This window comes from Streptomyces sp. NPDC086766, assembly GCF_044746005.1.
GTDB lineage: Bacteria > Actinomycetota > Actinomycetes > Streptomycetales > Streptomycetaceae > Streptomyces.
In genome coordinates this window covers 392,769-414,384 of record NZ_JBIVBI010000006.1, presented here as the reverse complement: position 1 = coordinate 414,384, position 21,616 = coordinate 392,769, and the positions used below count along the sequence as shown (strand labels likewise).

Sequence of the window (21,616 nt, the reverse complement as noted above, 5' to 3'; positions counted from 1 at the left end):
CTGCTCGACCCGCGTTTTCGGCCCGCTGATCCGTAACACCGTCAGGAGGTGTGCGCACCGCGGACGCCTCGCCTGAGGGACCGGCCCGCGGCGGCCGGCGGAGAGGGGGACGGCAGTGGAGGCGGACGAACTTCTGGTGCTCGTCGCAGGGGGCGACCAGAAGGCATTCGAGGAGCTCTACGGTCTGGTGTCCGGGCCCGTGTACGGGCTGGTGCGGCGGGTGGTGCGCGACCCCGCGCAGTCCGAGGAGGTGGCCCAGGAGGTGCTGCTCGAACTCTGGCGCTCCGCCCGGCGGTTCGACCCCGGCCGCGGCAGCGCCCTGTCGTGGGTGCTCACCCTGGCCCACCGGCGCGCCGTCGACCGGGTGCGCAGCGCCCGCGCCGCCGGCGAACGCGATCAGCGCGAGGCCCTGCGCGCCGCCTCGCCCGCCTTCGACCAGGTCGCCGAGGAGGTCGAGGCCGGGCTGGAGCGGCAGTGGGTACGGCGCTGCCTGGACCGGCTCACCGCCCTCCAGCGGCAGTCCCTCACCCTCGCCTACTACGACGGCTACACCTACCGTGAGGTGGCCGAGCGGCTCTCGCTGCCGCTGGGCACGGTCAAGACGCGGATGCGCGACGGGCTCACCCGTATGCGCGAGTGCCTGGGAGGTGCGGCATGAGCCGGCTCGGCCGCCTGTTCCGCCGCGAGGACCTGCACTCCCTCGCCGCGCCCTACGCCCTCGACGCGCTGGAACCCGCCGAACGCCTCCGATTCGAGAAGCACATGAAGGACTGCGACCCCTGCGCCGCCGAGGTCCGGGCACTGTCCGAGGACGCGGTGCGCCTGGCCTGCTCCGCGGCGGCCCCGGCCCCGGCCGCGCTGCGCGCGAGGGTGCTGGCCGCCGTGCGCACCACTCCGCAGGAGCCCGCCCCGGCCCGCGGCCACACACCCCAACTGCCGCCGCACGTCTGGGGCACGCAGCCGCCGCCCGCGCGCACCCGTGCGCCCCGGCCGCGCCTCCTGCTCGTCCCGTTCGCCACCGTGACCGCCGCCGCGGCGCTCGTGGTGGCCGCGCTCTTCGCCGTGCAGGCCCGCGAGGCGCAGGACCAGGCGGAGGCGCAGCGGGACCGGGCACGTGAGATCGCCCACGTTCTCGGCGCCTCCGACGCGCGGGCCGCCACCGGCCAGGACGCGCGGGGCGGCAGTATCGGAGTGATCGCTTCCGCCTCGGAGGGGCGGGCCGTCGTCACCCTGAGCGGATACGGCCCCGCGCCGAGCGGCCGGGTGCGGCAGCTGTGGCTCATGCGCCCCGGCGCACAACCGCGCTCCCTCGGGCTCTTCGAGGCCGACACGCCCTTGGTCGCCGCGGGTCTCACTCCGGCGTCCACGTCACTCGCCGTGACCGTCGAACCGAACGGGGGCTCAGATCGGCCGACTACGCAGCCAATTGTTCAACTCGCCTTGAAATCGGTCGGATTCGGAGGGTAGTCGTCAACCCCCTTACGGGGTAGGTGAATCCTGTGACCGCGATACACGAGTGCCGCAACGGGGCGATAGGGTTACTCTGCCCGGGCCGGGTGGACTCGTACGGGTGGGGAGTGACATGGAGCAGATAACTGTGCGCAGCAGGGCGAGGGTCCCTGCGATCACGTGCGGGAGCAGCGCGACCAGCTCGCGCCTCGACCGCCATCTCTCGGTGCTGGCCGGCCCCGCCGTCCCGCAGCGCGAGACGGCCGAGGCGACCTCGCTGATGCGCGAGCTGACCGCGCGGAACGCGCACGACCGCACGGGCAGGGGGGCACGGGTCCGCCGGGTGTCGCTGTTCGCGCCGCTGCGCCGGCTGCGCCGCTCGCTGTTCGGCGGGCACTGAGCGCCACCGGCGTCCCTCCGGGCCGTCTTCCCGAGGACCCGCGTCCCTCCAGGGCCCGCGTTCAGGCCGCCACGCCGTCCCGGCGCAACGCTGCGATCTCGTCGTCCGTCATCCCCACGGCACGCAGCAGCGCCTCGGTGTGCTGTCCGAGCGCGGGCACGTCCCCCATCCGCGGCTCCGCCGCGCCCGGCAGCGTGATCGGCGGCAGCGGAGCCCGCAGCGGCCCGACCGGCGTCCCCACCTCCCGCCACCGCTCCCGGGCCGCCAGCTGCGGATGCTCCGCCACCTCGTGCAGGTCCCTCAGGCGTGCGCACGCGATGCCCGCGCCCTCCAGCCGGGCCAGCGCCTCGTCGGCGTCCAGCGCGCCCAGCGCCTTCGCGACCAGGTCGTCGGTGCGCTCCCGGTGCGCCACCCGCGCCGCGTTCGTCGCGAACGCCGGGTCCGCGCCCAAGTCGGCACGCTCCAGCACCTGTTCGGCCAGCCGCCGCCACTCCCGGTCGTTCTGCACCGACAGCAGCACCCTCCCGCCGTCGGCCGTCGGGTAGGCGTCGTACGGCGCGATGACCGCGTGCGCGAGTCCGGTGCGCGCGGGGGCGGCGCCGCCGTGCATCGCGTGGTGCAGCGGGTGCCCCATCCACTCCGTGAGCGCCTCCAGCATCGACACCTCCACCGGGCCGCCGCGACCGGTGGTGCCACGCCGCACCAGGGCCGCCAGGACGCCCGAGAAGGCGTACATGGCCGCCGCGATGTCCGCCGCCGGGATTCCCGCCTTCACCGGTTGCTCCGGCGTGCCCGTCACCGACACCAGCCCCGCCTCGCACTGCACGAGCATGTCGTACGCCCGCTTGTCCGCGTACGGCCCCGCCGAGCCGTAACCCGAGATGTCGACGGCGATCAGCCGCGGGTGCGCGGAGCACAGCGTGGCCGCGTCCAGCCCGAGCCGGGCCGCCGCCCCCTGCGCGAGGTTCTGCACGAACACGTCCGCGTCCGCCACCAGCCGCCGCACGGCCGCCAGTCCCCGGGGGTCCTTGAGGTCCAGCGCGATCGACTCCTTGCCGCGGTTGCACCACACGAAGTGCGAGGCGAGCCCGCCGGCGGCGGTGTCGTACCCGCGCGCGAAGTCGCCGCCGTCGATCCGCTCGACCTTCACGACCCGGGCGCCGAGGTCGGCGAGCTGACGGGTCGCGAAGGGGGCCGAGACGGCCTGCTCGACGGCGACGACGGTGATGCCCTCCAGGGGCAGGGGGAGTTGCTCCATGCCCCGGATCATGACCCGCGGACACCACCTTTGTCAGCAGCCGCCCACACGACGGGGCGCTGCCGGGCAGGGGTGTGGACGCGGTTCCGGTCAGCGCTCCCCGTGGGTGCAGCGGCGTACGGCGAGCGGGGCGAAGACCGTGATCAGGACGGCGCACCAGGCCAGGGAGCCGGCGACGGGGTGGGCGACCGGCCAGGCGGCGCCCTCGGGGACGGGCGCGTTGCCGAAGAGGGTCCGCAGGGCCGTGGTCACCGCGCTGATCGGGTTCCACTCGGCGAGGGTGCGCAGCCAGCCCGCGAGGTTGTCGGTGGGGATGTAAGCGTTGGACAGCAGCGGCAGCAGGAAGGTCGAGGCGCCGAGCTGCCCGGCGGCCTCCTCGCTGCGGGTGAGCAGCCCGAGGAAGACGCCGACCCAGGTGCATGCGAGCCGGAACAGCAGCAGCAGGCCCACCGCGCCCAGCGTGGCCGGCACCGAGCCCTCGGCCCGCCAGCCCACCGCGAGGCCCACCAGCAGCAGCGGCACCGTCCCGACGGCCGTGACCGCCAGATCCGCCACGACCTGCCCGAGCGGCACCGCCGCCCGGCTCACCGGCATCGTGCGGAAGCGGTCCATCACGCCCCGGTGCGTGTCCTGGGCCGCCTGGAACATCCCGGTCATGACCCCGCCCGCGGCGGTCGCCACCAGCAGCCCCGGCACCAGGAAGGACCGGTACTCCCGGCCGGGCATCGCCAGCGCGCTGCCGAAGACGTAGCCGAAGAACAGCAGCATGTTGATCGGCATCAGCTGGGAGAGGATCGCCAGCCCCGGGTTGTTGCGGACCCGGCGCAGCTGCCGGACCGTCATCGCCGTGCCGTCGTAGGTCAACGCGTTCATGCCACGAGCTCCTCGGGGTCGGTGGAGGGGGCGGGGGACTCTGCGGTCAGCCGGAGGAAGACGTCGTCGAGGGTCGGTGGCCGCAGGCTCGCGTCCAGCAACGGCACCCCCGCCGCGTCGAGTTCGCGGACCAGTCGGGGCAGGGTGAGGGTCGGGTCGGTGGAGACCGCGCCCACGGCCCGCCGGTCGTGGTCGAAGACCGGCTCGGCGCCGGTGAGTCGGTCCAGGACGGCCGCCGCCCGCGTCATCGCGTCGGTGTGCGCGACGACGACCTCCGCGTGCGCGCCGATGAGCGCCTTCAGCCGGCCCGGCGAGCCGGTGTGGGCGACCCGGCCGCGGTCCACCAGGGCGATCTCGTCGGCGAGCTGGTCGGCCTCCTCCAGGTACTGCGTGGTCAGCAGCACCGTGGTGCCCTGCCGCTTCAGCTCGCCCACGGCGTCCCGGACGCTGGTGCGGCCGGCCGGGTCGAGCCCGGTGGTCGGTTCGTCCAGGAACAGCACGTCGGGGCGGCGGATCAGGCTGGCCGCGAGGTCCAGGCGGCGCCGCATCCCGCCCGAGTAGGTGGACGCCGGCCGGTCGGCGGCGTCGGCCAGGCCGAACCGGTCCAGCAGCTCGCCGGCCCGGGCCCGCGGGTCCCGGACCCGGTGCAGCCGGGCGAACAGCCGCAGGTTCTGCCGCCCGGTGAGGTCCCCGTCCACCGACGCGGACTGCCCCGTGACGGCGATGCGGCTCCGCACGGCGGCCGCCTCGCGCAGCAGGTCGTGTCCCGCGACGCGCGCCGACCCCGCGTCCGGCCGCAGCAGCGTGGTGAGCAGCCGTACCGCCGTGGTCTTGCCCGCGCCGTTCGGTCCGAGGAGCCCGCAGACGGTCCCCTCGGCCACGGCGAGGTCCAGCCCGCGCACGGCGCGGACCTCCCCGAACCGCTTCTCCAGACCCTCACTAAGTACAGCGTACGTAGAAGTCATGCCCCGACCATAGCGCACTACGTACGGTGTACGTAACTACGATGGTGGGGCGAGGTGATGATCGATGGCTGGCCGAGCGGCCGTACCCGAAGTGATCTGGGCCCGTCCCGAGCGGACGGGACGGGGCCCGAAGCCGGCGTACAGCCGGGCCGACATCGCGGCCGCCGCGGTGCGCATCGCCGACGCCGGCGGGCTGGACGCGGTGTCCATGCGGCACGTCGCCGCCGAACTGGGCTGCGGGACGATGTCGCTGTACAACTACGTCCCCCGCAAGGAGGACCTGTACGAGCTGATGGTGGACGCCGTCAGCGCCGAGCACGAACTGTGGGAGCCGTCCGGGGACTGGCGGGCCGACATGGTCCGGGTCGGCCACCAGACCCGCGACCTGATGCGGCGCCACCCCTGGCTGCCCCGTCTGATGTCCGGGATCTACGGCTTCAGCCCCCACGCCCTGCGCTACCTGGAGCACTGCCTGACCTGCCTGGACCCCCTGGAGGCGTCCTACGGCACCAAGATGGAACTGGTCGCCATGCTCAACGCGGTGGTGACGATGTACGTGTCCAACGAGCTGGCCACCGCCGAGCGCACCCGCTCGCTGCCCTGGTCGGAGGAGCAGGAGACCGCGGTGCGGATCGCCTACCTCGGTGGTCAGATCGCCACCGGCGCCTATCCGCGCATGGCGGCGGCCTTCCAGGAGGACGCGGGGCCGATCGACCTGGAGGCGGTGTTCGAACGGGCGCTGAGGCGGGTGCTGGACGGGTTCGAGCCGCGCGGCTGAGGCGGAGCCGGGCGGCCGAGCCCCTGCGCGGGCGCGGGCCGATCGCGTGGCGCGGGCCGAGGCGCGAGCGCCGGCCGGGATGCCTACGCGGGCCGCGGTGCCGACGCGGGCCGGGGTGCCCGCACGGGCCGGTGCGCCGTCACAGCAGGGCGAACTGCCCCTCCGGCCCCTCCTCGTGATGGTCGAGGACGGAGGCGGGCCGGCGGGCCGCGCCCGGGACCGGCAGCACGCCCGCCGCCCGCAACTCGGCCGCGGTGATCGGGGAGGACGGCTCCAACGCCTCCCGCCGCGGCCCCAGTTCCGCCAGCAGCGCCAGGACCGTGATCAGCTCCAGCAGCTCCGAGGTCCACGTCTGCGGCCAGACCGCCGGCCGGATCGCGGCCAGGGTGCCCGGCTGGGCCTCCCCGGTCCGGGCCGCGAACCACTGCTCCAGGACGCGCACCTGGCCGACCTCGAAGTCCCAGGCCCCCGGCGGCACCGGGGAGATACGGCCCTCGTCGAGGTGCAGCGTCTCCTCGTCCCGGTCGTAGCGCAGGGTCAGCGGGCGCGGCGGCAGCGGGGCGCGGACGTAGGGGCGGCGGCCGCCGGGGAGCTTCGGGCGTTCGCCGTCGCGCCGCATCAGCCACAGCGTCCGGCGGCCGACCTCCAGCGCCGCGGACCAGAGTGCGGGGTCGGAGGTGAGCGGGACGGCGAGTCCGTCCGGGCCGGGGCGCACCGTCGCCAGGATCCAGGCGAGGACGTCCACCGGGGCGGGGGAGTGCCCGAGACGGGCGGCCAGGTGGTCCGCCAGGCCCGGTGCCAGGTTCGGCTCCGCGCCGCCGGGGCGCCGGTACAGCGGGCGGACGCGCCCCGGGCGCAGGAGCGGCAGCAGGGAGGTGGCCAGCAGCGGTGGGCCCGCCGCGCCGGGCGCGGCGCCCGTCTCCACGGCGAAGACCTGCGCGGCGTCCGCCACCCGCCACAGCTCGGGGCGGGCCGCGTCGATCAGGCGGTGGTCGGGGATCAGCCACTGCTCGTCGAAAGCCCCGTACAGCACGCGCACCGGCTCCGCGCACGGGCCCGTGGCGCGGATCAGCTTCCCGGTGCCGCCGGATCGTCCGGGCAGCTGCCCGACCGCCGTGTGCGCGGTGCGCGACCGCGTCGGCTCGAACAGGCTCTCCCGGCCGGGCCCGTCGGCCTCGAGCAGGGCGTCCCAGCGGGTCTTCAGGCACGCCGCGTCGGGGGCCGCCGGCCACCCCCGGCCCAGCCGCGGCGGTGCGACGGACCACGGCATGAGGTCCGCCAGCAGCGGAGCGTCGTCGCGCGTCACGCCGGGCATCGTACGACGGGCCGCCGGTACGGCGGGGGCGGGTCAGGTGGCCTCGAGCGTGACCGTGAAGGAGAAGCGGTCGCCCCGGTAGTGGATGACCGCCACGTCGAGCGGCCGCCCCTGGGCGTCGTAGGTGACCCCCGTGTAGTGCAGGATCGGGCTGAGCAGCGGCACTTCGAGCAGCCGCGCGGTCTCCGGGTCGGCCAGCCGCGCCTCCACGGTGTCGGTGATCCGGCTGATGTCCGCGCCCACCACGTCCCGCAGCACCTTCGTCATCGGCCACCGCACCAGATCGCCCAGCTCGATCCGCGCGGCCAGCTCCGGACGGACGTAGTTGCGGGCGTGGTTGGTGGGCTCGCCGGTCTTCTCGTCGCTGCGCAGCCGGTGGTACGTCGCCACCTCGCCGAGATCGGGGAAGTACTCGGCGAGTTCGGCGGGCACGGGGGCCCGGCCGTGGTCCAGCAGCTCGGTCGTCATGCCGGACTGCTGGGCCACGATCGCGTCGACCGAGCCGAGGAGCCGGACCGGCGCGCCACGGGTGGCACCTGGCTCGATGAAGGTGCCGCGCCGGCGGTGGCGCGTGATCAGTCCCTCGTCCTCCAGCTCCTTCAGCGCCTGCCGCATGGTCAGCACGCTCACCCCGTAGTGCCCCGCCAACTGCTCCTCGGTGGGCAGGCGCAGCGGGTCCCGGGCCGAACGGCCGAGGATGGAGGCGCGCAGCGACTGGGACACCTGGTACCACAGCGGCAGCTTGCGGTTCAGGACGATCGAATCCGGGGCGAAAGAGGTCACGGGCCTATCCGTACCGGGCGGCACCGTTCAGCGCAACGGGCGGAAGTGCCGTTCGAGGCCCTGCCACACGTCGTCGTACCGCCGCTGCAGGTGCTCCGCCCGTGCCGCCTGTGGCGTGAGCGTCAGCGGCCACCGGGTCTCGAACATGAACGCGAGACCGTCGTCGATCTTCTGCGGCCGCAGCTCGGCCGCGCTCGCCCGGTCGAACGTCTCCCGGTCCGGGCCGTGCGCCGACATCATGTTGTGCAGTGAGCCCCCGCCCGGCACGAAGCCCTCCGCCTTCGCGTCGTAGGCGCCCTCGATCAGGCCCATGTACTCGGTCATCACGTTGCGGTGGAAGTACGGCGGCCGGAAGGTGTCCTCGCCCACCAGCCAGCGCGGCGCGAACACCACGAAGTCGACGCCGGCCAGGCCCGGGGTGTCGGACGGCGAGGTCAGCACCGTGAAGATCGACGGGTCCGGGTGGTCGTACGAGATCGTGCCGATGACGTTGAAGCGGCGCAGGTCGTAGACGTACGGCACGTAGTTGCCGTGCCAGGCGACGACGTCGAGCGGGGAGTGGCCGTAGGTGGCGCTCCAGAGGTTGCCGCAGAACTTGTTCACCACCTCCACCGGGCCCTCGACGTCCTCGAAGGCGGCGACCGGGGCGCGGAAGTCACGGGCGTTGGCGAGGCCGTTGGCGCCGATCGGGCCGAGGTCGGGCAGCCGGAAGGGGGCGCCGTAGTTCTCGCAGACGTAGCCGCGCGCGGCCTCGCGGAGCCCGCCGTCCGGCTCGGTGTCCAGGAGCTCGACCCGGAAGCGCACTCCGCGCGGGATCAGCGCCACGTGGCCGGGCTCGGCGTGCAGCATCCCGAACTCCGTGTGCAGCAGCAGCCCGCCCCGCTCCGGGACGATCAGCAGCTCGCCGTCGGCGTCGCTGAAGACCCGCTCCATCGAGGAGTTGGCGGTGTAGAGGTGCACCGCGACGCCGGTGCGCTGGGTGACGTCGCCGTTGCCGCCGAGGGTCCACAGGCCGGCCAGGAAGTCCGTGCCCGCGGGGGGCTCCGGCAGCGGGTTCCAGCGCAGGCGGTTGGGGTCGGGCACCGTCTGGTTGAAGGGCGCCGTGCGGAGCGCGCCGTTGGCGGTGCGGGCGAAGGCCGGGTGCGCGGCCGAGGGGCGGATCCGGTACAGCCACGAGCGGCGGTTGTGGGCGCGCGGCTCGGTGAACGCCGTACCGCTCAGCTGCTCCGCGTACAGCCCGAGGGGGGCGCGCTGCGGCGAGTTGCGGCCCTCGGGCAGCGCTCCGGGCATCGCCTCGGAGCTGTGCTCGTTGCCGAAACCGGAGAGGTAGGTCAGTCCCTCGGCGGTCTTGCGTGCGTCCCCGCTCATGATCGCTCCCTTGCGCCCTGATTCCTATGCAACACCGTAGGATTGCGGTTGCTCCCGCGCAAGAGGGCGGGGCCCTCCGTGCGGGGGACGGCCGCTACCTTCCGGGGCCACGGGGCGGCGCACCCCCGGAGCGCGACCGGGGTGCGCTTCACCGGATCGCCGCGGAACGGCATCATGAGGGGCGTGCCCCACGCGAGATCGCTCCGCCGTGTGCCCGTGCAGCGGCGCAGCGCCGAACGGCTGACCAGGATCCTGGACGTCTGCGCCGACCTGCTCGACGAGGTGGGCTACGACGCCCTGAGCACGCGCGCCGTCGCCCAGCGGGCCGGTGTGCCCATCGGCTCCGTCTACCGCTTCTTCGGCAACAAGCGGGCGATGGTCGACGCGCTCGCGCAGCGCAACCTGGAGCGGTACACCGACCGGGTCGGCGAGCGTCTGCGGCGGGCCGCCGGTCCGGAATCCGCCACGCCCGCGCCCGGCGAGGAGCCCGGGGCCGCCTCCGGGGTGCCCGGCCCGCCTCCCGCGGCGGACTGGCGCGCGGCCATGGACGCCGTGCTCGACGAGTACCTGGCGATGAAGCGCACCGCCCCCGGCTTCTCGCTCGTCGACTTCGGCAACCAGATCCCCGTCGGCGCCCGGCACGCCGAGCCCAACCACCGCGTCGCCGACCGCCTCACCGAACTGCTCTCCGGCCATCTGGGCCGCGAGCCCGACGAGGATCTGCGGCGGGTCTTCCTGGTCGCCGTGGAGACCGCCGACACCCTCGTCCAACTGGCCTTCCGGGTGGACCCGCAGGGCGACGGGAAGATCGTCGAGGAGACGCGCGCCCTGCTGCGGGCCTATCTGGGGCGCGTGCTCGACTAGGCCCGGCGGGGCGGGCCGGGACCGGAATTCCCGGCGATACCTCCGCGGCCCTCCCCTCCATGCCTACCGGTCGGTATGCTCACCCCCGTCCCAGCGCCGCTGCCGCCGCCCCTCCGGGAGGACCCGTGTCCCGCACCGCCCTGCGAATCTGCCCCCTGTGCGAGGCCACCTGCGGGCTGACGCTCACCGTCGAAGGCACCCGGGTCACCGGCGCCCGCGGCGACCGCGAGGACGTGTTCAGCAAGGGGTTCATCTGTCCCAAGGGCGCGGCCTTCGGGGCCGTCGACGGCGACCCGGACCGGCTGCGCGCCCCGCTCGTACGCAAGGACGGCGAGCTGCGCGAGGCCACCTGGGAGGAGGCGTTCGACGCCGTGGCCGCCGGGATCCGGCCGGTCGTGGAGCGGTACGGGCCGCACGCCGTGGGCGTCGTCCTCGGCAACCCCAACGTGCACACCATGGCCGGCGCCCTCTATCCGCCCATCCTGCTCGGCGCCCTCGGCACCCGCAGCCTCTTCACCGCCTCCACGGTCGACCAGATGCCCAAGCACGTCTCCAGCGGCCTGCTCTACGGCGACGCGAACGCCATCCCCGTGCCCGACCTGGACCACACCGGCCATCTGCTCCTGATCGGCGCCAACCCCCTGGAGTCCAACGGCAGTCTGTGCACCGCCCCCGACTTCCCCGGCAGGCTCAAGGCGCTCAGGGCCCGCGGCGGCACCCTCACGGTCGTGGACCCGCGCCGCACCCGCACCGCGCGCCTCGCCGACCGGCACGTCGCGATCCGGCCCGGCACCGACGCCCTGCTGCTCGCGGCGATGGCGCACGTGCTCTTCGAGGAGGGCCTCGTCGCCCTCGGCGCGCTGGACCCGCACGTCCAGGGCCTCGACGAACTCGCCCAGGCGATGAAGGACTTCGCCCCCGAGGAGGTCGCCGGGGCGTGCGACGTGGAGGCCGGGACGATCCGCGCGCTGGCCCGTGAGCTCGCCGCCGCACCCGCCGCCGCCGTGTACGCGCGCATCGGCATCTGCACGGTCGCGCACGGCACCCTAGCCAGCTGGCTGGTGGACGTCCTCAACATCCTCACCGGCAACCTCGACCGGCCCGGCGGCGCCCTCTTCCCGCAGGCGGCCACCGACAAGGCGCCCCGGCCGGCCGGGCCCGGCCGCGGCTTCGCGCTCGGGCGCTGGCACTCCCGGGTGAGCAAGCACCCCGAGGCGAAGGGCGAGTTGCCGCTGTCCGCGCTCGCCGAGGAGATCGACACCGCCACCGAGGACGGCGAGCCCGTCCGCGCCCTGGTCGTCGTCGCCGCCAACCCCGTGCTGTCCGCACCCGACGGCGCCCGGCTCGACAAGGCCCTGGAGTCGCTCGACTTCATGGTGAGCGTCGACCCGTACCTGAACGAGACCTCGCGCCACGCCGACGTCGTCCTGCCCCCGCCGCCGCCCGCGCAGAGCCCGCACCACGACTTCGCCTTCAACACCCTCGCCGTACGCCACCAGGTCCGCTACACCCGCCCGGCCGTCCCCCTGGAGCCCGGCCGGATGGCCGAGACCGAGATCCTGGCCCGGCTGATCCTGGCCGTGACGGGCATGGACGGCACCGACCCGTCGGCGGTCGACACGATGGTGATCGACCAGACCCTCGGCAAGGCGGTCCGCGACGCGCACTCACCCGTCCACGGCCGCGACCCGCACGAACTCGCCGCACGGCTCACCGGCGACACCGGCCCCGAGCGGCGCCTCGACCTGATGCTGCGCCTCGGCCCCTACGGCGACGGCTTCGGCGTACGGCCCGACGGGCTGAGTCTGGAGAAGCTGCTCGCGCACCCGCACGGCATCGACCTCGGCCCGCTGCGCCCGCGCCTGCCGCAGCCGCTGAGGACGGTCAGCGGCAAGGTCGAGCTGCTGCCGCGGCCGCTCGCGGACGACCTGCCGCGCCTGCGGGCGGCCCTGCGCGAACGCCCGGCCGGGCTCCTCCTCGTCGGCCGCCGCCATCTGCGCTCCAACAACAGCTGGATGCACAACGTGCCCGCCCTGACCGGCGGTTCCAACCGCTGCACCCTGCACGTCCACCCCGAGGACGCCGCCCGCCTCGGCATCCGCGACGGGGCCCCGGTGCGGGTCAAGGGCGCCGGGGGAGAGGTGACCGCCCCGGCCGAGGTCACCGACGGTGTGCGTCCCGGCGTGGTGAGCCTGCCGCACGGCTGGGGCCACGACCGGCCCGGCACCCGGCTGACGCACGCCGCCACTGACCCCGGGGTCAACGTCAACCAGCTCCTGGACGGCAGCCTGCTCGACCCGCTCTCGGGCAACGCGGTCCTCAACGGCGTCCCCGTCGAGGTCGCCCCGGCCCGATGAGGGGCGGGCCGTGGTTGCGCCGGACGGGCGATCTCTGACGGCGCGTCGGGCTCCGGTGCGGTCACCGGAGCGGGAGATGTGAAAGAGAGTCAGACGAAAAGAGCGATTGTATGAAAATCGTCTGATTCGGAGGAGCCCGCATGTCCCCCCTGACACTCCCACGCAATCACGGCACCCGTGTCGGCGCGGCGGCCGTCCTCGCGGCCCTCACCGCGGCGGGAACCACGTGGCTGGCGGCACCCGCAGCCGCGGCCGTCCCCGGAGACAACGGGGACATCAAGATCCACCGGGTGGGCGTGCCCTTCGGCGTCCCGAAGGACGACCCGGTGGTCTGCAGGTTCTACCTGGACGCCATCAACTTCGACGCGCTCACGAACGTGGCCTACACCATCCAGGCGCAGCCCCCGCTGCCCAACACCGCCACCCTGGGGGGCTCCATCGTCCTCGCGGCCGGCGCCGGCCACACCGAACCCCTCGGGCTGACCGACGGGCAGTACCGGCTGATCTGGGCCGTCCCCGGCGGCACCACCAGGGAGAAGATCTTCCGCGTCAACTGCCGCGAGGAGAACGAGCGGCACGAGGGGCAGGGGCCGGGCGGTCAGATCGAGGACCAGGGCGGCCGCGGCGACCGGGAGTCGGGCCGGGACGACGACGAGCGCGGGCAGGCGGCCCCGGGCCGCGGCGACCACGACGGTCCCCGGGGCGGTGTGCACGCGGGCGGCGGCGGTCTCGTCCCGGCCGCCGCGGCCTTCTCGCCGCTGACCGGGACCGCGGCCGTCGGCCTCGTCGTGGTGAGCGGTGTGGTGTACCTCCGGATGATCCGCCGGCGCCCCCATGGTGCCGCGTAGGCGCCGACGCAGGCGCCCCTGGTACCGGACCCGCGCCTACCGCCTCGCCAGGACCACCGTGCTGGCGGTCGTGCTGGTGACGGCGGGGGTCCGGTGCGCGGGACCCCACGGTCGGTCCGGGCCGGACCTGGCCGGCGGCCCGGACGCCGTGGCCCCGGCCGTTCCCGGCGCGGGGGACGACGGGTCGGGCTCCTCGGACTCCGGGCACTCGGACCCGGAGGACGGGGCGGACGCGGAGGCGTCGGCGAGTCCCACCGCCCCGCCTTCCCCTCCGCCCCCGCCGCTGTCCCGCTCCCGGGCGACCTCGCTGCGCATCCCCTCCCTCGGGATCGACGCCCCCGTCATGGGCGTACGGATCGATGCCAAGCGGGAGTTGGGCACACCACCGGTGGACAAGCCGAAGCTGGTCGGCTGGTACGAGCAGGGGCCCACACCGGGCGAGTCCGGCACCGCGGTGGCCGTGGGGCACCGGGACACCACGACCGGCGCGGCCGTCTTCGCCGCGCTCGGGCAGGTGGCGCCGGGCAGCCGCGTCGAGGCCCGGCGGGCGGACGGCCGTACCGCCGTCTACACCGTGGACAAGGTGCGGGTCTTCGACAAGTCGCGCTTCCCCGACAAGGAGGTGTACGGCCCCAGCCGCCGGCCCGAACTCCGGATCATCACCTGCGGCGGCCTCTTCACCCGCAGGGCCGGCTACTCCAGCAACATCGTCGTCTTCGCCCATCTGACCTCGACGGCCTGACGGGCCCGGACGGCCCGTCCGTCCCCCCGACGGCCCGTCCGTCCCCCCGACGGGCCGTCCGCGCGTGGCGAAATCTCGCCGTCCGCTTTCCCGCACGCTGGACGGAGCGTCCGATCCCGACCGATGTCTTCCCCCCGGTGCGCACAATCCGTTAGCTTCCGTGACTCACACGCCCCGTACGACCCGCACGAGGCGTTTCGGCGGCGGAGCGCCAGTGCTCGGTCGAGTCCCGGGGGCACCCTCATGACACGCGCCATCTCTCTGCACGACGTGAGCAAGACCTACACCAAGGGCGGCGGCCGGGTGGTGGACCGCCTGTCGCTCGACATCGCGCCGGGCGAGTTCCTGGTGCTGCTCGGCCCCTCCGGCTGCGGCAAGTCCACCGTGCTCCGGATGATCGCCGGGCTGGAGGAGATCACCGAGGGCGAGCTGCGGCTCGACGGCGAGTACGCCAACGACCTGCCGCCCGCGGGGCGGGACATGGCGATGGTCTTCCAGAACTTCGCCCTCTACCCCAACATGACCAGCCGCGACAACATCGGCTTCCCGCTGCGCATCGAGTCGCCCGGCGCGGACCCGCGCACCCGCGTGGACGCCACGGCCCGGATGCTCGGCATCGAGGACCTCCTCGAACGCTTCCCCGGCCAGCTCTCCGGCGGTGAACGCCAGCGTGTCGCGATGGGCCGGGCGATCGCCCGCCACCCGTCCGCCTTCCTGATGGACGAGCCGCTGTCCAACCTCGACGCCAAGCTGCGCAACCACCTGCGCGCCGAGATCGCCCGGCTGACCGGAGAGCTGGGCGTCACCACGGTCTACGTCACCCACGACCAGGCGGAGGCCATGTCGCTCGGCGACCGGGTGGCCGTGCTGCGCGGCGGGGTGCTCCAGCAGCTCGACAGCCCGCGCGCGGTCTACGCCCTGCCCCGCAACGTCTTCGTCGCCGCCTTCATCGGCACCCCGCGGATCAACCTGCTGCGCGGTATGGTCCGCGCCCCGCTGGACGGCGCGATGTCCATCAGCCTGGGCAAGCAGTTCCTGCGCCTGCCCGAACCCCTCTCCCGCGACCACCAGTTGCTGCGGGTGCAGCAGGGCCGCGAGGTGATCGTGGGCCTGCGCTCGGAGGCCGTGCGCATCGCCGAACGCTCGGCGGCCCGGCCCGGCGAGGTGGCGCTCACCGGGCTGGTGGAGCACGTGGAGTTCCAGGGGCACGAGGTCCTCGTCCACTTCAACACCGGTTCCCGCCCCGCCGTGGTGACGGATCTGGAGGCCCCGCGGCCCGCCCGCCGCCCGGTCCGGCGGCGCCGCCGCGAGGGCACCGTCCTGGAACGCCTGCGGGACCGGGCGGGCGCCCTGCGGGCCGGCCCGGTGGTGGTCCTGGAGCACCCGGCCGACGCCGGGCCCGGGTTCGCCGATCCCGCCGAGGCCGAGCCGCGCCTGACCGGCGACCTGGTGGTGCGCACCAGCCCGGACCTCCGGCTGCGCCACGGGATGCAGGTCCCGCTCCTCGTCGATCTCGCCCATCTGTTCGTGTTCGACCAGCACGGCGAGCGCGTCTGCCCCGCCCCGGACCGGCTGCCGGGCCTGGAGGAGTGAGCGGGCCGGGCTCCCTCGGCGGGGCGGGGTGTGGCGGTCAAAAACTATCGGCGCTAGTTTATGGGCCTGTCGACAGGTTGTGACGCGGACGTCCGCGGCGCGGCCGCGAACGGACGCACCCCGCCCCGGAGGAGCACCATGAAGGCACACGACGGCCTGTACATCGACGGCGCCTGGCGCCCCGCCGCGGGCCGGGACACCATCGAGGTCGTGAACCCGGTCGACGAGCAGGTCGTCGGCACCGTCCCGGCCGGTACCGCCGAGGACGTCGACGCCGCCGTGCGCGCGGCCCGGGCCGCCCTCCCCGCCTGGGCGGCGACCCCGCCCGCCGAGCGGGCCGCCCGGCTGACGGCCCTCCGGGACGTCCTGGCGGCCCGCAAGGACGAGATCGCCGAGACGATCACCGCCGAACTCGGCGCGCCGCTCGCGTTCTCGCAGGCGGTGCACGCGGCCGTGCCGATCGCCGTCGCCGGATCCTACGCGGAGCTCGCGGCGGCGCACCCCTTCGAGGAGCGGGTCGGCAACTCCGTCGTCCACCACGAGCCGGTCGGCGTGGTCGGCGCGATCACCCCCTGGAACTACCCCCTGCACCAGATCGTCGCCAAGGCCGCCCCGGCGCTCGCCGCGGGTTGCACGATCGTGCTGAAGCCCGCCGAGGACACCCCGCTCACCGCCCAGCTGTTCGCCGAGGCGGTGCACGAGGCCGGCGTCCCGGCCGGTGTCTTCAACCTGGTCACCGGCCTCGGCCCGGTCGCCGGCCAGGCGCTCGCCGAGCACCCCGGGGTCGACCTGGTCTCCTTCACCGGCTCCACCGCCGTCGGCCGGCAGATCGGCGCCACGGCCGGCGCGGCCGTGAAGAAGGTCGCCCTGGAACTGGGCGGCAAGTCCGCCAACGTCATCCTGCCGAGCGCGGACCTCGCCAAGGCGGTCAACGTCGGCGTCGCCAACGTCATGTCCAACTCCGGCCAGACGTGCAGCGCCTGGACGCGGATGCTGGTGCACCGCGACCAGTACGACACGGCCGTCGAACTCGCCGCGGCCGCCGCCGCCAAGTACGCCGACCGCATCGGCCCGGTGGTGAACGCCAAGCAGCGGGCGCGGGTGCGCGGCTACATCGAGCAGGGGGTGGCGGAGGGGGCCCGGCTGGTCGCGGGCGGCCCCGAATCCCCGCGCGAGCGGGGCTGCTTCGTCAGCCCGACCGTCTTCGCCGACGTCACCCCCGAGATGACGATCGCGCAGGAGGAGATCTTCGGCCCGGTCCTCACCCTCCTGCGCTACGAGGACGAGGAGGACGCCCTGCGCATCGCCAACGGCACGGTCTACGGCCTCGCGGGCGCCGTGTGGGCCGGAGACGAGGCGGAGGCGGTGGCCTTCGCGCGCCGGATGGAGACCGGCCAGGTCGACATCAACGGCGGCCGCTTCAACCCCCTCGCCCCCTTCGGCGGATACAAGCAGTCCGGCGTCGGCCGCGAGCTCGGCACGCACGGCCTCGCCGAGTACCTCCAGACCAAGTCCCTCCAGTTCTAGGAGCGTTGCCCACCATGGCCGTACGCGCCGCCGTCCTGCCCGCCATCGGCTCCCCGCTGGAGATCACCGGCATCGAGCTGCCCGAGCCCGGTCCCGGCCAGGTCCGGGTCCGCCTGGCCGCCGCCGGGGTCTGCCACTCCGACCTGTCGCTGTCCGACGGCACCATGCGGGTGCCGGTGCCCGCCGTCCTCGGGCACGAGGGCGCCGGCACCGTCGTCGCCGTCGGGGACGGCGTCGCCCATGTCGCGCCCGGCGACCGTGTCGTCCTCAACTGGGCGCCCTCGTGCGGGCGTTGCCACGCCTGCTCGCTCGGCGAGGTCTGGTTGTGCGCCAACGCCCTGAACGGCGCGGCGGACGTCCACGCCCGCACCGTGGACGGCACCGACCTCCACCCCGGTCTGAACGTCGCCGCCTTCGCCGAGGAGACCGTCGTCTCCGCCGCCTGCGTCCTGCCGCTGCCCGAGGGCGTCCCGCTCACCGACGCGGCCCTGCTCGGCTGCGCCGTCCTCACCGGCTACGGCGCCGTGCACCACTCGGCGCAGGTGCGCCCCGGGGAGACGGTGGCCGTGTTCGGCGTCGGCGGCGTGGGCCTGGCCACCTTGCAGGCCGCCCGGATCGCCGGGGCCTCGAAGATCGTCGCCGTCGACGTCTCCCCGGAGAAGGAGGAGCTGGCCCGCGCGGCCGGCGCCACGGACTACGTCGTCGCCTCCGCGGACACCCCCCGCGAGATCCGCGCCCTGACCGGCAGGCAGGGCGTCGACGTGTCCGTCGAGTGCGTGGGCCGCGCGGTCACCATCCGCGCCGCCTGGGAGTCCACCCGCCGCGGCGGCCGTACCACGGTCGTCGGCATCGGGGGCAAGGACCAGCAGGTCACCTTCAACGCGCTGGAGATCTTCCACTGGGGCCGGACCCTGTCCGGCTGCGTGTACGGCAACTCGGACCCGGCGAAGGACCTGCCCGTGCTGGCCGGGCACGTGCGCGCCGGACGCCTGGACCTGGGGGCGCTGGTGACCGATCGGATCGCCCTGGACGGCATTCCGGCGGCCTTCGAGAACATGGCGGCCGGGAAGGGCGGCCGGGCCCTGGTCGTCTTCTAGCCCGCCCCGCGACGCGCCCGGCCCTCCCACCGAGGACCGGGCCCTCGGCGTGCCCACGGGCCGCATTTGGTGCCATGTACAGGTAAAAACTGCTGGTGTGCGACCCGTTGACGTCCATACCGTCCGGTCAGTACGTTCCCCGGAACTCGAGCCGCCCCCCGCTTCCCCCCCGTCCGTCCCCGCACCCATCGGAGCGTGCACGCATGGACACGGCCCCTTCCGCTCAACCGCTCACCACGCCCGCCGCCCCCGTCGACCGGCACCGCCGCCGGGTCGCCACGGCCGCCGCGCTCGCCTCCGCCGTCGAGTGGTACGACTACTTCGTCTTCGGCATCGCGGCCGCCCTCGTCTTCGGCGGCCTCTACTTCCCGTCCGGCAGCTCCACCGCCGGCGTGCTGGCCTCCTTCGCCACCTTCGCGGTCGGCTTCCTGGCCCGCCCGATCGGCGGCATCGTCGCCGGGCACCTCGGCGACAAGCGCGGCCGCAAGCCGATGCTGGTCCTGGCCCTGACCCTGATGGGCCTCGCCACCACGGGCATCGGCCTGCTGCCCACGTACGCGACCATCGGCGTGGCCGCCCCGATCCTGCTGGTCGCCCTGCGGGTCGTGCAGGGCGTCGCGGTCGGCGCCCAGTGGGGCGGCGCGATGCTGCTGGCCACCGAGTACGCTCCCGAGGGCCGGCGCGGTGTCTACGGCAGCGTCGTCCAGCTCGGCGTCCCCATCGGCGTGATCACGGCCAACACCGTCTTCCTGCTGGCCGGCGCCTTCACCAGCGACTCCGCGTTCGCGGCCTGGGGCTGGCGGCTGCCCTTCCTGGTCGGCCTGCTCGTCCTCGTCCTGGCCTGGTACATCCACACCCGGGTCGAGGAGACCCCCGAGTTCCGGGCGGCGGAGGAGGCGCTGGCACGCAAGGAGGCGGCCGAGCGCGGCTCCCCGCTGCGGGAGATCCTGCGCGGCCACCTCGGCACGGTCCTCCTCGCCGGAGGGTCCTTCGCCGTGAACACCGCGACCTTCTACATCCTGATCACCGGCGTCCTCGAGTACACCACCCGGGCCCTGCACATGGATCGCGGCGCCGTGCTCACCGTCTCGCTCTGCGTCAGCGTCACCCAGCTCGTGCTGATCCCGGCCTCGGCGGCGCTGTCCGACCGCATCGGCCGCATCCGGATCTACGCGCTCGGCGCGGCGGGCATCGCGCTGTGGGCCGTACCGCTGTTCCTACTGATCGACACCGGCTCGCTGCTGTGGCTGGCGGTGGGCACGTTCGTCGCGAGCTGCTTCCTCAGCATCATGTACGGCCCGCAGGCCGCGCTGTTCGCCGAGCTGTTCACGCCCGAGATGCGGTACACGGGCGCCTCGCTCGGCTACCAGATCGCGGCCGTGTTCGGCGGCGGTCTCGCGCCCTTCGTGATGGTGCTGCTGCTGGAGGCGACGGGCACGTCGATGGCGGTGTCCGGCTACATCGTCGCCCTCGCCGTGATCGCCCTGGTCTGCATCAAGGTCCTGGCGAGCCGGGCCCGTACCCGCAGCTCCTGATCAGGAGGCCCGCTCGGGCTGCGGCTCCGGACGGGCGTCCGGGGCCGCGGCCGTGCGCGGGACCCGCGGCCGCGAGCGGGACACCGCCACGCCCGCCAGGCACAGCACCCCGCCCACGAGCGTGACGGGCCCCGGCACTTCGCCGAGCGCCAGCCAGGACATCAGCACCACCAGGGCGGGAACGGCGTACGTGGTCGCGCCCATGCGGCTGGCCGTGGTCCGGGACAGGGCGTAGGCCCAGGTCGTGAAGGCCAGAGCGGTGGGGAAGACGCCCAGGTAGACCATGTTGAGGGTGGCCGGCACCGGCGCGTCGGCGGCGTCGGACAGCAGCCTCCCGGCGAACGGCAGACAGGCCACCGCCCCGACCAGGCACCCGAACGTCGTCACCTGCAGCGCGCTCGCCCGGCCCAGCGCCGGCTTCTGCGCGACGACCCCGGCGGCGTACGCGACGGCGGCGAGCAGGCACAGCACCACGCCGAGCACCGAGGCTCCGCCCGCGCCGGACATCGACAGGCCCACGGTCACCGCGCCCGCGAAGGAGACCGCCATGCCCGCGAGGAGCCGCGGCGGCATGGGGTCCCCGAGCAGGCGCGCGCCGAGCAGGGCGATGAGCAGCGGTCCGATGTTGACGACCAGCGCGGCCGTGCCGGCGTCCACCTGCTGCTCGCCCCAGTTGAGGGCCACCATGTAGAAGCCGAACCACAGCAGCCCGGATATCGCGATCCCGCGCCAGGCGGCCCGCGGCGGCCACCCCTCCCGCCGCGCCAGGCAGATCAGTCCCAGCGCCAGGGCCCCGGACAGCAGCCGCCCGAGCGCCAGCGCGCCCGGTGAGTACGCGGCGCCCGCGCTGCGGATCGAGACGAAGGCGGAGGCCCACAGCACCACGGTGACCGTGGCGGCACCCGCGGCGCGGCGGGACGGAGAGACGTTCATCATGCTCCAGAGGTTAGGCGGGGGAGCGCGCAAGGTCTGGCGGATTTCGGACGCCACGCTCCCGGGCGTCACGTATCCCGGGCGCCACGCTCCCGGGCGCCACGCTCCCGGGCGTCACGTATCCCGGACGTCATGTTCTCGGGCGCCACGCCTTCGGGACGCCCCACATCCCGGGCGGCAGCCTTGTGGCGCGGGGCCGGCGGGCGCGTCCGTGGGGAAGGCCCGCGGCACCCCGGGGGAGTGCCCCGTGCGGGGGTGCTCAGGCGGTCCGCGCCGCCCGCTCGTACTGCTGCGCCAGGCCGTCGAGGAGGGCCGTCAGCCCGGTCTCGAAGGCCCGCTCGTCGATCTTCTCCTGCTGGTCGGCCAGCAGGTGCGCCTGCCCGAGGTGGGGATAGTCGGCGGGGTCGTAGGCGCTCGCGTCGTCCACGAAGCCGCCCGCGAAGGAGCCCAGCGCGGAGCCCATGATGAAGTACCGCATCAGCGCGCCGATCGAGGTCGCCTGGGCCGGCGGCCAGCCCGCCTCGACCATCGCGCCGTACACGGCGTCGGCCAGGCGCAGCGCGGCCGGGCGGCGTCCGGGGCCGCGGGCGAGGACCGGGACGATGTTCGGGTGGTCGCGCAGGGCGGCCCGGTAGGAGACGGCCCAGTCGTGCAGCGCGGTCCGCCAGTCGCGGCCGTCCTCGAACATCGACAGGTCGACCTGGGCGCTCACCGAGTCCGCGACCACCTCCAGGATCTCGTCCTTGGTGCGGAAGTGGTTGTAGAGCGAGGGTCCGCTGACCCCCAGTTCGGCGGCGAGCCGGCGGGTGGAGACGGCCGCCAGGCCCTCCCGGTCCACGAGGTCCCGCGCCGTCGCGACGATGCGGTCGGTGCTGAGCAGGGGCTTGCGCGGTCGGGCCATGGCGCACATAGTAGGGCTGAGTCTTTAAAC

Annotated in this window: 20 protein-coding genes; 12 read left to right on the top strand and 8 right to left on the bottom strand. The window is 74.5% G+C overall.

The genetic code is table 11. The features are described from left to right. Window positions 1-115: 115 nt before the first annotated feature. From ACIPM1_RS14875 to ACIPM1_RS14865, 3 genes are all read left to right on the top strand, one after another. Window positions 116-658: a sigma-70 family RNA polymerase sigma factor gene (locus ACIPM1_RS14875; protein ID WP_392193559.1), complete on the top strand. Its 543-nt coding sequence runs from the start codon at window positions 116-118 to the stop codon at window positions 656-658. Continuing rightward, window positions 655-1,467 (top strand): anti-sigma factor, encoded by an 813-nt coding sequence (locus ACIPM1_RS14870; protein WP_356190188.1) that lies wholly within the window; start codon window positions 655-657, stop codon window positions 1,465-1,467. The genes ACIPM1_RS14875 and ACIPM1_RS14870 overlap by 4 nt, the downstream gene beginning before the upstream one ends. A 115-nt stretch (window positions 1,468-1,582) precedes the next feature. Beyond that, window positions 1,583-1,849 (top strand): hypothetical protein, encoded by a 267-nt coding sequence (locus tag ACIPM1_RS14865; RefSeq protein WP_356190191.1) that lies wholly within the window; start codon window positions 1,583-1,585, stop codon window positions 1,847-1,849. A gap of 61 nt (window positions 1,850-1,910) precedes the next feature. Here the strand turns inward: ACIPM1_RS14865 and ACIPM1_RS14860 are convergent, their stop codons facing one another. The 3 genes from ACIPM1_RS14860 to ACIPM1_RS14850 all read right to left on the bottom strand — a co-directional run bounded on the left by ACIPM1_RS14860 (window position 1,911) and on the right by ACIPM1_RS14850 (window position 4,945). Then, a complete protein-coding gene (locus ACIPM1_RS14860; protein WP_402433831.1) occupies window positions 1,911-3,119 on the bottom strand; it encodes a CaiB/BaiF CoA transferase family protein in 1,209 nt (402 codons plus the stop codon). A gap of 78 nt (window positions 3,120-3,197) precedes the next feature. Then, a complete protein-coding gene (locus ACIPM1_RS14855; protein WP_402433828.1) occupies window positions 3,198-3,980 on the bottom strand; it encodes an ABC transporter permease in 783 nt (260 codons plus the stop codon). Further along, on the bottom strand, window positions 3,977-4,945 hold the full coding sequence (locus ACIPM1_RS14850) for an ATP-binding cassette domain-containing protein (protein ID WP_402433825.1): 969 nt from the start codon (window positions 4,943-4,945) through the stop codon (window positions 3,977-3,979). The genes ACIPM1_RS14855 and ACIPM1_RS14850 overlap by 4 nt, the downstream gene beginning before the upstream one ends. Before the next feature lie 64 nt (window positions 4,946-5,009). On the opposite strand from ACIPM1_RS14850, the gene ACIPM1_RS14845 reads away from it, so the two are divergent. Then, on the top strand, window positions 5,010-5,723 hold the full coding sequence (locus ACIPM1_RS14845; protein ID WP_402433822.1) for a TetR/AcrR family transcriptional regulator C-terminal domain-containing protein: 714 nt from the start codon (window positions 5,010-5,012) through the stop codon (window positions 5,721-5,723). A gap of 139 nt (window positions 5,724-5,862) precedes the next feature. Here the strand turns inward: ACIPM1_RS14845 and ACIPM1_RS14840 are convergent, their stop codons facing one another. The 3 genes from ACIPM1_RS14840 to hmgA are packed head-to-tail and all read right to left on the bottom strand — an operon-like array spanning window position 5,863 to window position 9,189. After that, window positions 5,863-7,038, bottom strand: a complete 1,176-nt coding sequence (locus ACIPM1_RS14840; RefSeq protein ID WP_402433819.1) for a type ISP restriction/modification enzyme — start codon at window positions 7,036-7,038, stop codon at window positions 5,863-5,865. A 33-nt stretch (window positions 7,039-7,071) separates the two neighbouring features. Next, window positions 7,072-7,821: a GntR family transcriptional regulator gene (locus ACIPM1_RS14835; protein WP_402433816.1), complete on the bottom strand. Its 750-nt coding sequence runs from the start codon at window positions 7,819-7,821 to the stop codon at window positions 7,072-7,074. Between the two features lie 27 nt (window positions 7,822-7,848). After that, window positions 7,849-9,189, bottom strand: coding sequence for a homogentisate 1,2-dioxygenase (hmgA, locus tag ACIPM1_RS14830; RefSeq protein ID WP_402433813.1), 1,341 nt, complete (start codon window positions 9,187-9,189; stop codon window positions 7,849-7,851). A 174-nt stretch (window positions 9,190-9,363) separates the two neighbouring features. Between hmgA and ACIPM1_RS14825 the strand changes: the two genes are divergently transcribed. From ACIPM1_RS14825 to ACIPM1_RS14790, 8 genes are all read left to right on the top strand, one after another. Next, window positions 9,364-10,053 (top strand): TetR family transcriptional regulator, encoded by a 690-nt coding sequence (locus ACIPM1_RS14825; RefSeq protein ID WP_402433810.1) that lies wholly within the window; start codon window positions 9,364-9,366, stop codon window positions 10,051-10,053. A 125-nt stretch (window positions 10,054-10,178) separates the two neighbouring features. Further along, the gene (locus ACIPM1_RS14820; RefSeq protein WP_402433807.1) at window positions 10,179-12,410 is read left to right on the top strand and encodes a molybdopterin oxidoreductase family protein; all 2,232 of its coding nucleotides are present in this window, start codon (window positions 10,179-10,181) and stop codon (window positions 12,408-12,410) included. 140 nt (window positions 12,411-12,550) lie between these two features. Next, complete coding sequence (locus tag ACIPM1_RS14815) at window positions 12,551-13,258, top strand: hypothetical protein (RefSeq protein ID WP_356190216.1); 708 nt, start codon at window positions 12,551-12,553, stop codon at window positions 13,256-13,258. Further along, on the top strand, window positions 13,245-14,000 hold the full coding sequence (locus tag ACIPM1_RS14810) for a class F sortase (RefSeq protein ID WP_402433804.1): 756 nt from the start codon (window positions 13,245-13,247) through the stop codon (window positions 13,998-14,000). Before ACIPM1_RS14815 ends, ACIPM1_RS14810 begins: the two co-directional genes overlap by 14 nt. A gap of 243 nt (window positions 14,001-14,243) precedes the next feature. Further along, complete coding sequence (locus ACIPM1_RS14805) at window positions 14,244-15,593, top strand: ABC transporter ATP-binding protein (protein WP_402433801.1); 1,350 nt, start codon at window positions 14,244-14,246, stop codon at window positions 15,591-15,593. Between the two features lie 138 nt (window positions 15,594-15,731). Further along, the gene (locus ACIPM1_RS14800) at window positions 15,732-17,120 is read left to right on the top strand and encodes an aldehyde dehydrogenase family protein (protein WP_402433798.1); all 1,389 of its coding nucleotides are present in this window, start codon (window positions 15,732-15,734) and stop codon (window positions 17,118-17,120) included. A gap of 14 nt (window positions 17,121-17,134) precedes the next feature. Continuing rightward, window positions 17,135-18,217 (top strand): Zn-dependent alcohol dehydrogenase, encoded by a 1,083-nt coding sequence (locus ACIPM1_RS14795; protein WP_402433795.1) that lies wholly within the window; start codon window positions 17,135-17,137, stop codon window positions 18,215-18,217. 203 nt (window positions 18,218-18,420) lie between these two features. Continuing rightward, window positions 18,421-19,752, top strand: coding sequence for an MFS transporter (locus ACIPM1_RS14790; RefSeq protein ID WP_402433792.1), 1,332 nt, complete (start codon window positions 18,421-18,423; stop codon window positions 19,750-19,752). Here ACIPM1_RS14790 and ACIPM1_RS14785 read toward each other — a convergent pair whose 3' ends face one another. Beyond that, on the bottom strand, window positions 19,753-20,688 hold the full coding sequence (locus tag ACIPM1_RS14785) for a DMT family transporter (RefSeq protein WP_402433790.1): 936 nt from the start codon (window positions 20,686-20,688) through the stop codon (window positions 19,753-19,755). A gap of 256 nt (window positions 20,689-20,944) precedes the next feature. Next, a complete protein-coding gene (locus ACIPM1_RS14780) occupies window positions 20,945-21,586 on the bottom strand; it encodes a TetR/AcrR family transcriptional regulator (RefSeq protein WP_356190233.1) in 642 nt (213 codons plus the stop codon). Between the last annotated feature and the right edge of the window lie 30 nt (window positions 21,587-21,616).

Coding starts and splice junctions, on each gene's coding strand:
- ACIPM1_RS14870 (WP_356190188.1), top strand. CDS start 655: ATGAGCCGGCTCGGCCGCCTGTTCCGCCGCGAGGACCTGCACTCCCTC.
- ACIPM1_RS14865 (WP_356190191.1), top strand. CDS start 1,583: ATGGAGCAGATAACTGTGCGCAGCAGGGCGAGGGTCCCTGCGATCACG.
- ACIPM1_RS14860 (WP_402433831.1), bottom strand. CDS start 3,119: ATGATCCGGGGCATGGAGCAACTCCCCCTGCCCCTGGAGGGCATCACC.
- ACIPM1_RS14855 (WP_402433828.1), bottom strand. CDS start 3,980: ATGAACGCGTTGACCTACGACGGCACGGCGATGACGGTCCGGCAGCTG.
- ACIPM1_RS14850 (WP_402433825.1), bottom strand. CDS start 4,945: ATGACTTCTACGTACGCTGTACTTAGTGAGGGTCTGGAGAAGCGGTTC.
- ACIPM1_RS14845 (WP_402433822.1), top strand. CDS start 5,010: ATGGCTGGCCGAGCGGCCGTACCCGAAGTGATCTGGGCCCGTCCCGAG.
- ACIPM1_RS14840 (WP_402433819.1), bottom strand. CDS start 7,038: ATGCCCGGCGTGACGCGCGACGACGCTCCGCTGCTGGCGGACCTCATG.
- hmgA (WP_402433813.1), bottom strand. CDS start 9,189: ATGAGCGGGGACGCACGCAAGACCGCCGAGGGACTGACCTACCTCTCC.
- ACIPM1_RS14825 (WP_402433810.1), top strand. CDS start 9,364: ATGAGGGGCGTGCCCCACGCGAGATCGCTCCGCCGTGTGCCCGTGCAG.
- ACIPM1_RS14815 (WP_356190216.1), top strand. CDS start 12,551: ATGTCCCCCCTGACACTCCCACGCAATCACGGCACCCGTGTCGGCGCG.
- ACIPM1_RS14810 (WP_402433804.1), top strand. CDS start 13,245: ATGGTGCCGCGTAGGCGCCGACGCAGGCGCCCCTGGTACCGGACCCGC.
- ACIPM1_RS14805 (WP_402433801.1), top strand. CDS start 14,244: ATGACACGCGCCATCTCTCTGCACGACGTGAGCAAGACCTACACCAAG.
- ACIPM1_RS14800 (WP_402433798.1), top strand. CDS start 15,732: ATGAAGGCACACGACGGCCTGTACATCGACGGCGCCTGGCGCCCCGCC.
- ACIPM1_RS14795 (WP_402433795.1), top strand. CDS start 17,135: ATGGCCGTACGCGCCGCCGTCCTGCCCGCCATCGGCTCCCCGCTGGAG.
- ACIPM1_RS14790 (WP_402433792.1), top strand. CDS start 18,421: ATGGACACGGCCCCTTCCGCTCAACCGCTCACCACGCCCGCCGCCCCC.
- ACIPM1_RS14785 (WP_402433790.1), bottom strand. CDS start 20,688: ATGATGAACGTCTCTCCGTCCCGCCGCGCCGCGGGTGCCGCCACGGTC.
- ACIPM1_RS14780 (WP_356190233.1), bottom strand. CDS start 21,586: ATGGCCCGACCGCGCAAGCCCCTGCTCAGCACCGACCGCATCGTCGCG.